Source organism: Bradyrhizobium sp. TM102, from assembly GCF_009176685.1.
Classification (GTDB): domain Bacteria; phylum Pseudomonadota; class Alphaproteobacteria; order Rhizobiales; family Xanthobacteraceae; genus Bradyrhizobium; species Bradyrhizobium ottawaense.
Window position 1 is genome coordinate 1590331 of sequence record NZ_AP021855.1, and the last position, 12394, is coordinate 1602724.

Consider the following 12394-nt stretch of genomic DNA (forward strand, 5'->3'; position numbering starts at 1 on the left):
ATTTGTTGCCCCTCTCGCAGGAATGGCGCAGTTTGACGCATTCTGCGGCGACGCTTATACTTTGTCCGACAATCACCATTGGAGGCCGATTTGCCTGTCGCGCCGCTGTTCCGACCGATCGATGTCGCGCCGGCCTATCAGAAGGTCGCCGACGCCATCGAGCGCGAGATCGTCAATGGCCGCATCAAGCCCGGCGATCCCATCGGCACCGAGCACGATCTGGTCCGCCAGTTCGGCGTCAATCGCTCGACCATCCGCGAGGGCATCCGTGTGCTGGAGGAGGGGGGGCTGATCCGGCGCGATTCCTCGCGCCGCCTGCACGCCTGCCTGCCGCGCTACAGCAAACTCGCAAGCCGTCTCAGCCGCGCGCTGGTCCTGCACGAGGTAACGTTCCGCGAGCTCTATGAGGCCTCGATGACGCTGGAGGTGGCCAGCATCGAGGGCGCGGTGGAGCGTGCGAGCGAGGAGAATCTCGCCGAGCTCGCCGGCAATCTCGCGCGCAGCGAGGCCGTGGTCGGCGATCCCGCGCTGCTGGCCGAATGCGATGCCGAATTCCACGTGCTGGTCGCAAAAGCCTCGCAAAACCGCGTGCTCCAGCTCGCGCGCGAGCCCGCGGCGCAATTGTTCTATCCGACCACCGAGATGATCGTGACCGGTGTCACCGAAGGCGGCCCGCGTCTCGTCGCGGCGCACCGCCATCTCATTGACGCGATCCGCGACCGCGACCGCGAGGCCGGCGTGCTCTGGACTCGCCGGCATTTGCAGGACTGGCGCCGCGGCTTCGAGAAGATTGCTTCGCTCGATCGCTCGGTCGAGCACATGTACATGGAGCACGCGCAGGCGGCCCGGCGCCGGTAGCGCAAAACAAGACGCAAGATTTCAAACAAGAAATTCAACAAATCAGACATCACACGGAGGGACACATGACCGGCGACACCGCAGCCACCATCTCGAAAGCGCGCGAACATTCCATCGGCGATCTCCTGCGCCGCTCGGCGGGCCGTGAGCCGAACAAGCTTGCGGTGAGCTGCGGTGATGTGAGCTGGACCTTTGCCGAGATGGATGCGATCTGCAACCGGCTCGGCCGCGGTCTGCTCGGGCTCGGCGTGAAGAAGGGCGATCGCCTCGCGGTGCTGTCGCGCAATTCGCACGCCTTCGCCGCGCTGCGCTTCGCGGTGGCGCGGATCGGCGCGGTGCTGGTGCCGATCAACTTCATGCTCAATCCGGACGAGATCAATTTCATCCTGAAAAGCTCCGGCGCAAAGTTGCTCGCGGCGGGGCCGGACTTCGTCGAGCCCGCGCGCGCGGCCAGCGCCAGGGATTGCGCCGTCGAGAAGACGATCTGGCTGCCGGGCGAGGATCCCGCGTCGGCGCCGGCGGGCCTCACCACCTTCGACGATCTACTTCATTCCGACGGCTCATTCCTGGAAGCCTCGGTCGACAGCCGCGATCTCGCGCAGATCGTCTACACCTCGGGCACCGAATCGCTGCCCAAGGGTGCGATGCTGACCCATGAAGCGGTGATGTGGCAGTATGTCAGCTGCATCATCGATGGCGGCATGAGCGTGGATGACAAGTTCCTGCACGCGCTGCCGCTCTATCACTGCGCTCAGCTCGACGTCTTTCTGGGGCCGCAAGTGTATCTCGGCGCCTCCGGGGTGATCACGGGCAAGCCGACCGCCGACAACATCCTGGCGCTGATCCAGGCCCACAAGATCACTTCGTTCTTCGCGCCGCCGACGATCTGGATCGCGATGCTGCGCTCGCCGAATTTCGACAAGTCCGACCTGTCGTCCCTGCAGAAGGGCTATTACGGCGCCTCGATCATGCCGGTGGAAGTTCTGCTCGAGCTGCAGCGCCGCTTGCCCGCCGTAAAATTCTGGAACTTCTACGGCCAGACCGAGATCGCGCCGCTCGCGACCGTGCTGCGGCCGGAGGACCAGCTGCGCAAGGCAGGCTCGGCAGGCAAGCCGGTGCTCAATGTCGAGACGCGCGTCGTCAACACGTCAATGGAAGACGTTGAGGTCGGCGAGGTCGGCGAGATCGTGCACCGTTCGCCGCATCTATTGTCCGGATATTACAACGATCCCGTGAAGACCGCGGCGGCATTCACCGGCGGCTGGTTTCACTCCGGCGATCTCGCCACCGTCGACGAAGAGGGCCACATCACCGTGGTCGATCGCGTCAAGGACATGATCAAGACCGGCGGGGAGAACGTTGCCAGCCGCGAGGTCGAGGAGATGGTATATCGTATCCCGGCGGTTTCCGAGGTCGCCGTCGTCGGCCTGCCCGATCCGCGCTGGATCGAGGCGGTCACCGCCATCGTCGTGGTCAAGAGCGGCGAAAAGCTGGACGAGGACGCCGTCATCAAGCACTGCGCCGGCCAGATGGCGCATTTCAAGGTGCCCAAGCGCGTCATCTTCGTGGATGCCTTGCCGAAGAATCCGAGCGGCAAGCTGCTCAAGCGCGAACTGCGCCAGCGCTTCGTCGGCGGCGAGACGCTCGACAAGGCGATCCAGAAGAATTTTGGCGCGTAAGGCCGGGCGGCCTTTGGCTGCGTCGTGATCGAGTTCGCTAGCCGGCGTCGCCGGCCAGCTTCCTGACGTCGTCGGGCGTCTGTCCGAAGCGGCGGCGGAATGCGCGATGGAAGTAGGATACGTCGTGAAAGCCCGCGAGATGCGCGATTTCGATGATCTTGCGCATGCGCATGGCGGGATTTCGCAGCAGGCGTTCGGCACGCAGCAGGCGCTGCTCCAGCACGAAGCCGCTATAGGTGATGCCGGCCTGTTCGAACAATAGCTGGATCGTGCGCGGGCTGATCCGGTGCGCGGCTGAAAGGACGGTGAGCGACAGCGCGGGGCTGTCAAGCTGCGCCAGGATGTCGGACTTGAGGGTTTCGAGACGCGCTGCCGCCAGGCCTCGCATTCGAGCCTGCTCGGCGACATCGCCGCGCGCTCCGATCATCAGCACCGAAAGGTCGAACAGGTGCTGCGAGACCGCGTCCAGCTCCGCGGGGCCGAGCTTGTCGGCATACTCATGCGCGAGATCATAATAGCGCAGGAACATCGATGTGATCGGATTGGCGCCGGGGATTGAGCGTGCAATCAAATCCTCTGCATTCGGGCACGCGCGCAGCAGCGCCTTGCGCGGCAACAGCGCAGTCTGGAAATTGCCAAACCCTGTCTGAGTGATGTGCGCGCCCTTGATCGAGGGATCGCCGATCGTAACGTCGCCCGCGGCGATCTCCAGCGGGCGTTTTCCCATGGCCCCGCTGAGCGCCGAATTGGGCGACATCGTAATCACCAATTCGTCGTTGGTCCCCAACGACACGAAAGACATCGGCGAGCCGAACGAGGCCGAGAGCCTGATGCGGGGAAGAATCGCCGGCGCAATGGTTCGGTGAACGCGCCCTTCTCCGACCGGCACGAAATCGACGTTGGCCACCTGACGGCAAAACTGCTCGCGCCATCTTTCATAGGCCGGGCCATTCGGGTCGCCATCGAATGAGAGTTGTGGCTGGATCATCGATCGGAAGCGCAGGTGTTGACGGTTTATGGCAGGTTGTATCGTCAGGCCGGTGCGCCGCAACGGCAAAAGCGGCGGATTGCGTGATAAGCCACTCGCAACGGCGCCCAGAGACCGCGACCAGGTGCCGCAGTCCCCATGTGCGTGGACTGCAAAAGCACTTTGCGCCGTGGCGTTCGAGTGGCGGCGAGCCTCAGAATTTCTTCACTGCCGCCCCGAATGCCAGCCACAGCACCATTGAGGCGAGGCCGAAGCCGCCGAGCAGCAGGAAGGTCGGCCCGTAGCCGATCCATTGCGCGATCCAGCCGCCGAGCGCGGGACTGAGGCTGGCGCCGATGCCCTGCACCGTGATCACGGCGCCCTGGCCGAGATTGATGCGGCCGCTGCCGTTCAGCGCGCGCGCTACCATACCGGGAACGGCGACCGTCTGCAGGCCGGTGCCGATACCGTCGAGCACCTGCATCGGTATGACGCCCCACCATCCCGTTACGAAGAAGGCCAGCACGCCGCGGACGGGCAGGAACATGAAGGACACCAGGATCACCGGCCAATAGTTGCGCTTGCTCGCGGCCTTCATCGCGATCAGCGAGGTCACGATCATGACGCCTTGCGCGATCACCACGGTGGTCGCGACGAAGCTTGGGCCGTTGGCCTGTCCCTCGGCCACGGCCGCAAGCCCGTAGAGCGGTACAATGGCGGCATTGCCGAGGTGGAAGACCGCGAGCGCGAGTGCCAGCACGAGCAGAGCCTTGTGCTTGAGCAGCATCGTCATCGCATCCGGCGGAGCCTTGGAGTCGTCTTCCTTGCTGCCGCGTGCGGCACGGTCGTCGATCGCTTTGGCGGGGATCATCATCACGCAGGCGATCGCGATGGCGCCGAACACGGCCGCCAGCACGAACACGGCGACATAGCCGAACCTGTAGCCGAGATAGCCGGACAATGCCGCGCCGACCATGTTGCCGGCGTGGTTGAAGGCCTGATTACGGCCGTTGAGCGCGTTGAACCCCTTCTGCTTGGCGATGCCGAGCGTGATGCCTGTTACCGCCGGCACGATGGCGGCGCTCGCCAGCGATTGCGCCACTTGCGAGAACGTCACCGCCCAGAAGTTTTGCGAGATCAGGATGATGGCGGAGGCGAGAACGACGCAGATGCCGGGAATGACGACCCATAGCCGTTTGTTGCGGCTGGAATCGATGAAGCCGCCGATCGGGGTCGTGACCAGCATGCCCGCGACATTGCCGATCGTCATCGCGGTGCCGATCAACCCGGTCGCCCAGCCGCGCTCCTGGAGGAAGACCCCGACGAACGGCCCAATGCCCGACTGCATGTCGGCCATGAAGAAGTTGAGCGCGAACAGAGGCCAGATACGGGACGAGGAGGGAGGCCGCGATGTCATCGATACCTAAACATGCTCTTCGTGTGTCGCGATCCTCTTGACCATCCTTCCGGCGTGGACCTGAACGTAACGAGCGCTGGGCGCGTTGGTTCCGATCTTGCCGAAAGCGCGGTCGCAATGTCATCCTGCGATCTTCCCACGGAGTTCTGGTCATGCCTCTCTGGACCTGCGAAACCTGCGGCGCGCAATTCCCGAACGTCGGAAATCCGCCCGCCTCCTGCGTGATCTGCGAGGATGAACGGCAGTTCGTGAACTGGAAGGGGCAGACCTTTCTTACGCGCGAGGAGCTCGCGCGGGGCCATCGACTGGTGGGACGCGACGATCTTGGCCTCACCGGGATCGGCCTGGAGCCGAGCTTCGCGATCGGACAGCGCGCGCTGCTGGTGCCTCAGGGCGACGGCTGCGTGATGTGGGATTGCATTCCGCTCGCGACCGATGAGGCCATCCAGTACGTGGCGGCGCTCGGCGGGCTGAAGGCGATCGCGATCTCGCATCCGCATTACTACGGCGCGGTCGCAGACTGGAGCGATACCTTTGGCGGCGTGCCGGTCTATCTGCATGCCGACGATCGCGCTTTCGTCACGCGGCCGCATCCCTCGATCGTGCACTGGACCGGCGAGAGCCACCGCATCTCAGACGATGTGCTGCTGCTACGCACCGGCGGTCATTTCGCCGGCGCCACCATGCTGCATTGGCAACGCGGTGCCGAGGGCAGCGGCGCGCTGCTCACCGGCGACATCGCCCAGGTGACGATGGACCGCCGCTTCGTCAGCTTCATGTATTCCTATCCCAACTACATGCCGCTCAATGCAGCTGCGGTGCGGCGGATTGCGGCCGCCGTCGAGCCGCTCGCCTTCGATCGCATCTATGGCGCCTGGTGGGGCCGCAACATCGCCAGCGGCGCCAAGGCCGCCTTCGCGGCGTCAGTGGAGCGCTACGTCGCCGCCATCGCCTGAGCCGGCGAGCGGATCTGATTTATCTTGCCGGCCTCGAATAACTGTACTATAAGTACAGTTATAAATCTGCTGCAATGACGCAGCTGCGAGCCCGGCATGATCGATGCATCGTGGAAGCCGCGGCGCTCTGCGGCCGCGTAAGCGGAGTTCGGTTCATGACGGCGCACTACGAGATCTTCGAGGCTGGCGAAGTTGTGCTCCAGTCCGGGACCGTTTTCCCTTCGCTGAAGCTTGCTTACAAGACCTATGGCACGCTGAGCGCTGCAAAGGACAACGTCATCCTCTATCCGACCTCGTTCAGCGCGCAGCATTTTGACACCGAGTGGCTGATCGGCCCGGACGGCGTGCTCGATCCCACGCGCTACTTCATCGTCATCCCGAACCTGTTCGGCAACGGCCTGTCGTCCTCGCCGTCGAATACCGCGGCGCCGTTTCCCGAGGTGACCTATCACGATGCGATTACGGTCCAGCATCGGCTCCTCACCGAGCGTTTCGGCATTTCAAAGCTGGCCCTCGTCTATGGCTGGTCGATGGGCGGCATGCAGGCGTATCACTGGGCGGCGCTGCACCCCGACATGGTCGAGCGTGCAGCCGTGGTCTGCGGCAGTGCCCGCTGCGCGCCCTACAATTACGTTTTCCTTGAAAGCGTGAAGGCCGCGCTGACCGCCGATCCCGCCTTCCGCGACGGCCGCTTCGCCGAGAAACCGGTCGCCGGCTATCGTGCCATGGGGCGGGTCTATGCCGGCTGGGCGATGTCGCACGGCTTCTACCGCGATGAGCTCTGGCGCGAGGCCGGCTTCACCTCGCTGGAAGATTACCTCGTCCGCGTCTGGGACGCGACGTTTGCCCGGCGCGACGCCAATGATCTGCTGGCACAGATCGGCATCTGGCAGAACGGCGACATCAGCCGCTGTGCGAGCTTCGCTGGCGATTTCGATCGGGCGCTGGCGGCGATCAAGGCGCACATGCTGCTGATGCCGGGCGCGACCGACCGTTATTTCGATGTCCGCGACAACGAGGACGAGCTCGGCCGACTGGTCAACGCGAAATCCGCGGTGCTGCATCCGATCCCGTCGCTGCATGGCCATCGCGCCGGCAATCCCGTTGGCAATCCGCGCGACCAGGCCTTCATCAAGGCCGAAATCGCGGACCTACTTGGCAAGCAGGCAGGCAACCGATCATGACCGACACAGCCGTTTCAGAGTCCGGCCATCGCCTGAAGCCGCTAACGCCCGCCATGCTGCGCGAATTGTCGGCCCGCTCCGATGTCAGAGGCGCAGCGCAGAGCCTCGGCCATTATGGCGTGATCGTGCTGGTGGGCACGCTGATCTGGAAGGTTTCGTCGACCTGGGGCGTGCTCTGGGCGCTGCCGCTGATGGCGGTGCAGGGCTATGTCGTCGCCTTCCTGTTCATGGCGGTGCACGAGACCGCGCACAAGACCGCGTTCAAAAGCCGCAGCCTCAACCTCGTCGTCGGTTATCTCTCGGCCTTCCTCATCGGATTGCCTTACGAATATTACTGCCTGTTTCACTGGGATCATCATCGCTACACCCAGGATCCGGACAAGGATCCCGAGCTGATCGTCGGGGTGAAACCGACATCCGACACGCAGCTCGCGATCGCCTATAGCGGCCTGCTCCAGGTCGCCGGCCGTCTCCGGCTGATGCTCGGCCATGCGGTCACCGGAAAGGTCACCGTGCCCTGGATCCCCGAAAACAAGCGCGCCGTCATCGTGAGAGAGGCGCGTATCTATGTCGCGGTCTATGTCCTGCTGCTCGCGCTCTCGCTGTGGTTCTCGTCAGCGCTGCTGCTCTGGGTCTGGCTCGTCCCGCTTGTTATTGGGCAGTTGTTCCTGCGGCCCTATCTCTATGCCGAGCATACCGGCTGCGAGCGCACTCGCAGTGCTTTTCAGAACACCCGCACCACCTACACCGCTGCGGTGGTCAAATGGTTCGCGTGGAACATGCCCTACCATGTCGAGCACCACGCCTATCCCTCGATACCGTTTCACGCACTGCCGAAGCTGAACGAGATCGTCGACGGTGAGATCGTTTATCGCGGCCGCGGCTACATCCATACGACGCGCGAAACCTGGGCCTGGTTTCGCCGGAATCTGAGGAGCCGTTAACCAAACGCAAAACTCCGGCCGCAGCGCGACCGGAGCTTTGTTTGGAAGGCGAGATATCAGTAGATTCCGTACGCGCAGACATTCACGACGCGGACGCGCATGCCATGGCGGGTCCGAACGAGGCGCTCCTGGTAGCAGTTGCTGACGCCGGTGTTGACGTAGACGCCGCCGAAGCCCCAGCCCGGACCCCAGCCATGACCCCAATGGTGATGGTGGAAACCGCCAGCCGAGGCGGCGGTGGGCGCGAGAGCGGCAACGCCGAGCGAACCGGCGGCGATCAGGCCGAGAGCAAGCTTACGAAACATCTTCATTCTCCAGTGTGGCGCTAAGGCCGTTGTTGTGTCCCTGCATCTCGGTCGGGCCGAGACGCGAATGCGTTCACCCGGGAGGAGGAGAATCGTGTTTCAGGAATGTTTCGTGGGCTGCGGCGAAAGATGCCGGCCTCATGTTTTCCGCGCCGCGCGATAGCGCGCGGCCATCGCCTGCGTCAGTTCCGCCATCTTGTCGCGGAGGTCGGCGGGCTCCAGCACCTCGGCCTCGGGGCCGAGCCGCAACAATTCGGCCGCGGCGTGCCAGGACGTCTTGCCAGCAGGCACGCGCGCAATGCGCCAGCCGTCCACATCAGCGGTCTCCTCGAGCTGCGTGCGCGCCTTGATGTACGGCTGGCTCAGCGCGTCGAGCAGCTTGACGCCGAACGGCGACAACCGGACGATCGCGACATTGGGATGCATCTCGGCCTCGAGACGCAGCGTCGCGGCCTGCCAATAGGCGGCGAGATCGAAATCGGCGGGACGATCGAAGCCTTCGTCAAGCGCCGTGCAGTCGAGCACGCGCGCGACGCGATAGGTGCGCACGCTGGCGTCGACCTGGCCGGCGAAATACCAGCTCCCGCCCTTCAGCACGAGGCCGAGCGGCGCGAGGCGACGCTGCTTCTCCGCGCGCCAGCTCCGGTAGCGGATCTTGATCAGTGTCCCGCGCAGCACCGCGCCGGCAATCGTGCGCAGATGCTTCGGCTCTTCGGCCTCGCCGAACCAGCCCGGCGCATCCAGATGAAAGCGTTCCTGCATCCGGCTGGCATCCTGGCGCAGATGGACGGGCAGCGCCGCCATCAGCTTGTTCTGCGCGGCGATCATTGCCGCATCAAGCCCGAGCGCCGCCGCCGGGCCCGGCAAGCCCGCCAGGAACAGCGTCTCGGCCTCGCTCTGCGACAGGCCGTTCAGCCGCACGCGATAGCCGTCGAGCAGCCGATAGCCGCCCTCCGCGCCACGGTCGGCGTAAACCGGAACGCCGGACGCGGCGAGCGCGTCGATGTCGCGATAGATCGTGCGGACCGAGACCTCGCAGGCCTCCGCGAGTTCGGGCGCGGTGACTTGCCCCCTGGCCTGGAGGGTGGTGAGGATCGACAACATTCGGCTCGCGCGCATGGATTGCTTAAACCATACCTGACACAGGATGTCAGGTATGGCCCGCTACAAGCTGCCCCACCGCCCGCTGGCCCGATGGAGACCTGCCATGACCGATCCGAACCGCATCACGCTGTATTACTCGCCGCAAAGCCGCGCCACCGGCACGCGGGTGCTGCTGGAGGAGCTGGGCGCGCGCTACGATCTGCATGTCCTCAACATGAAGGCCGGCGAGCAGCGTCAGCCCGCTTTTCTCGCCATCAATCCGCTCGGCAAGGTCCCGGCGATCCGCCACGGCGATGCCCTGGTGACCGAGCAGGTCGCGATCACCATCCATCTCGCCGATCTCTTCCCGCAGGCAGGTCTGACGCCCGCCCTGAACGATCCGCTGCGCGGTCCTTATCTGCGCTGGATCGCCTATTACGGCTCATCCTTCGAGCCGGCGCTGATCGACAAGTTCATGCAGCGCGAGCCGGCGCCGATCACGCAGTCGCCCTATGCCGACTACGACACCATGCTCGGCGCGCTGGAAGCGCAGCTGTCGAAAGGGCCCTATTTGCTTGGCGAGCGGATGACGGCCGCCGATGTGTTGTGGGGCGTGGCGTTCAGCTGGACCATGATGTTCGGCATCGTACCGAAGAAGGACGTGTTCGTCCGCTATGCCGAACGCATGACCGCGCGGCCTGCATTCCAGCGCATCAATGCGGCGGACGACGAGATGGCGGCGCTGCATGCGAAGGCGGTTGGGGGCTGAGCAGGCGCCTCATTCTCCGCTGTCGTCCCGGGGCGCGCGTAGCGCGAACCCGGGACCCATAACCACAGGGAGATATTTTCCGAAGACTCGGAGTTAGCAGCCCGGCGCGGTAACCACTCCCTGTGGTTATGGGTCCCGGATCGGCGCGCGCTTAGGGCGCGCTTGTCCGGGACGACAGCGAGAGAAATTTCAAAACCTCGGCGCTCTCTTCTCCGCGAACGCCTTGATGCCTTCCTTGATCTCGTCGCCGCGCATGCTGTCGCGGTGGCGCTGGTCGGCGGCGTGGTCATCGAGCTCGCCGCGGGCGAATTCGTTGATCGCGCGCTTCATGCCGCGCATCGCCTGCGGGGCATTGCCGGCGAGGATGTTGGCGAGCTTGTCGACCTCCTCGTCGAGGAATTCCACCGGTACCATTGCGGTGAGATAGCCGATGCGCAGCATCTCCGGCGCGCTGATCTTCTGCGCCGTCAGGAACAGCTTCTTCGCATTGTCGACGCCGAGCCGGGTGACGTAGCGTTTGATGCCGCTCCTGTAGTAATGCAGCCCGAGCCGCGCCGCCGGCATGAACATCTCGGCGGTGTCGACGCCGATGCGGAAATCGCAGGCGAGCGCGAGGTCGGTCGAGCCGCCATAGACGCCGCCGTTGAGCCGGCAGATCGTCGGCACGCCCAGATCCTCCAGCCGGTTGACGACTACCTCGAACGCAGAGCCCGCGCTCTGCTGCTCGTTGGCGCTGACGGCGCGCTCGGCGACCGAATTGAGGTCATACCCGGCCGAGAAGGCGCGTCCGGTGCCGGTCAGCACCAGCACGCGGATGGCTGGGTCGGCCTCGATCAGGTCGAACAGTCTGACGAGGTCGTCGAGGTCTTCGGCCTGCAGCCGGTTGAGATGCTTGGGCCGGTTGAGGCGGATGGTGGCGCGGGCGCCGTCACGTTCGAGCACGGGGCCGGTGGCTGCGTCGGTGATGTCCGACATTCTTGTCTCCTTTTATCTGTTTTCGAGCGCGCGGCGTTTCGCCTCGGCGTCGATGGTCTCGGCGAGATCGGGATGCCGTGCCATCAGCACGCGGAAGTCGACGAGGTCGAGCACCAGAAGCCGCGACACTTTCGTGGTCGAGACGTTGGCGCCGCGCTTGTTGTTGCCGAGCAGCGCCATCTCGCCGAAGAAGGCGCCTTCGCCGAGCTGGACCTTCTTGCCGGGCAGTTCGACCTCGACCTCGCCCGCGGCGATGAAATACATGCAATCGCCCTGCGCGCCCTTGCGAATGATCATGGTGCGCGCCGGCAGCTCCATGGTCCGCAGCATGTGGGTGACGTCGGCAATCGCAGCGGGCCCGAGCGCTGCGAAGAATGGCACCTTGCTGACGGATTCCCAGGTCTTGAGGAAATTGTCGCGCCGCGTCTCGGCGGCAAATCCGGTCGCCAAAATACCGGTCCAGAGGCCGAACACGCCGAGGCCGGAGATCATCACCGCGGCCGCCACGATGCGGCCGAGCGGCGTGACCGGCACGACGTCGCCGTAGCCGGTGGTCGTGAGTGTGACGACGGCCCACCACAGCGCGGCGGGCACGCTGCCAAAAGTCTGCGGCTGCACGTCCCGCTCCAGGAAATATTCGGCGACGGAGGCGAGGAAGACCACCATCAGGAAGATCACGAGCACGCTGACCAGCGGGCCCGATTCCAGCACCAGCACGCGGCGAAGCTGCCGCAGGCCGGGGATGCCAGGAACCACCTTCAGCACCCAGAGCACGCTGAGCAGCCAGGCCGTCTCCGGCTCGGCGCCGAAGAGAAGCGCGACCGGCACCGCCAGCGCCCCGATCGCATCGACCAGTCCGGCGGAGGAGGACATGTACAGCGAGAGCCGCCCCTGCTGCGTCATGTGGCGCAGCCGCACCAGCCATTCGAACATGAAATAGGCGAGGCAGGTCCAGAGCAGGGCGTTGAACCAGCCGTGCGCCTCCTGGGCGCGCTTGTCCGACAGCAACACCATGCTGAGCACGCCGACGGTCACAGCCACATAGGCCGCCTTGGTCATGTTGCGGCCGGCCGTGGCGGCCGCGAACTGGGCCAGAGCGGAAATCAGCGGCTTGGACATGCGGAAAGGCGGCTCGATCTTGAGACAAGTCTTCGGGTCCCGGCGGGGACGCCGGTGTCAAAGTGCCCGCCCGGGCGGGGGCCGTCAACGACGGGCAGGCTGGGTGAACGGCGCTGCTGCGCCTGCCGGTCCGTGCCG

12 protein-coding genes are annotated in these 12394 nt (G+C 64.8%); 6 read left to right on the plus strand and 6 right to left on the minus strand.

The genetic code is table 11. The features are described from left to right. Positions 1-90: 90 nt before the first annotated feature. Positions 91-858 (plus strand): FadR/GntR family transcriptional regulator, encoded by a 768-nt coding sequence (locus GDN70_RS07440; RefSeq protein ID WP_152102344.1) that lies wholly within the window; start codon positions 91-93, stop codon positions 856-858. A 65-nt stretch (positions 859-923) separates the two neighbouring features. Beyond that, entirely contained in the window at positions 924-2537 is a 1614-nt protein-coding gene (locus GDN70_RS07445) for an acyl-CoA synthetase (RefSeq protein WP_152102345.1), read from the plus strand. 37 nt (positions 2538-2574) lie between these two features. On the opposite strand, the gene GDN70_RS07450 is transcribed toward GDN70_RS07445, so the two are convergent. Together GDN70_RS07450 and GDN70_RS07455 are read right to left on the minus strand one after the other, a co-directional pair. Continuing rightward, positions 2575-3588 (minus strand): AraC family transcriptional regulator, encoded by a 1014-nt coding sequence (locus GDN70_RS07450; protein ID WP_244611330.1) that lies wholly within the window; start codon positions 3586-3588, stop codon positions 2575-2577. 130 nt (positions 3589-3718) lie between these two features. Beyond that, complete coding sequence (locus GDN70_RS07455) at positions 3719-4921, minus strand: MFS transporter (protein WP_038950105.1); 1203 nt, start codon at positions 4919-4921, stop codon at positions 3719-3721. A gap of 152 nt (positions 4922-5073) precedes the next feature. On the opposite strand from GDN70_RS07455, the gene GDN70_RS07460 reads away from it, so the two are divergent. The 3 genes from GDN70_RS07460 (at position 5074) to GDN70_RS07470 (ending at position 8005) form a co-directional block, all read left to right on the plus strand. Then, the gene (locus tag GDN70_RS07460; protein ID WP_095424650.1) at positions 5074-5877 is read left to right on the plus strand and encodes an MBL fold metallo-hydrolase; all 804 of its coding nucleotides are present in this window, start codon (positions 5074-5076) and stop codon (positions 5875-5877) included. A gap of 155 nt (positions 5878-6032) precedes the next feature. Continuing rightward, the gene (locus tag GDN70_RS07465; RefSeq protein WP_152102346.1) at positions 6033-7061 is read left to right on the plus strand and encodes an alpha/beta fold hydrolase; all 1029 of its coding nucleotides are present in this window, start codon (positions 6033-6035) and stop codon (positions 7059-7061) included. Then, positions 7058-8005 carry a fatty acid desaturase gene (locus GDN70_RS07470; protein ID WP_152102347.1) on the plus strand — a complete coding sequence of 316 codons (948 nt, stop codon included), beginning with the start codon at positions 7058-7060 and terminating at the stop codon, positions 8003-8005. Before GDN70_RS07465 ends, GDN70_RS07470 begins: the two co-directional genes overlap by 4 nt. A gap of 56 nt (positions 8006-8061) precedes the next feature. Here the strand turns inward: GDN70_RS07470 and GDN70_RS07475 are convergent, their stop codons facing one another. Then, the gene (locus GDN70_RS07475) at positions 8062-8310 is read right to left on the minus strand and encodes a hypothetical protein (RefSeq protein WP_028142163.1); all 249 of its coding nucleotides are present in this window, start codon (positions 8308-8310) and stop codon (positions 8062-8064) included. A 138-nt stretch (positions 8311-8448) separates the two neighbouring features. Beyond that, complete coding sequence (locus GDN70_RS07480) at positions 8449-9429, minus strand: YafY family protein (protein WP_028142162.1); 981 nt, start codon at positions 9427-9429, stop codon at positions 8449-8451. Positions 9430-9517: 88 nt separating this feature from the next. On the opposite strand from GDN70_RS07480, the gene GDN70_RS07485 reads away from it, so the two are divergent. Then, positions 9518-10162 (plus strand): glutathione S-transferase family protein, encoded by a 645-nt coding sequence (locus tag GDN70_RS07485; RefSeq protein ID WP_152102348.1) that lies wholly within the window; start codon positions 9518-9520, stop codon positions 10160-10162. Between the two features lie 189 nt (positions 10163-10351). Here GDN70_RS07485 and GDN70_RS07490 read toward each other — a convergent pair whose 3' ends face one another. Next, complete coding sequence (locus tag GDN70_RS07490) at positions 10352-11137, minus strand: enoyl-CoA hydratase/isomerase family protein (protein WP_038971314.1); 786 nt, start codon at positions 11135-11137, stop codon at positions 10352-10354. A gap of 12 nt (positions 11138-11149) precedes the next feature. After that, positions 11150-12256, minus strand: a complete 1107-nt coding sequence (locus GDN70_RS07495) for a cyclic nucleotide-gated ion channel (RefSeq protein ID WP_038971315.1) — start codon at positions 12254-12256, stop codon at positions 11150-11152. Positions 12257-12394 lie beyond the last annotated feature (138 nt).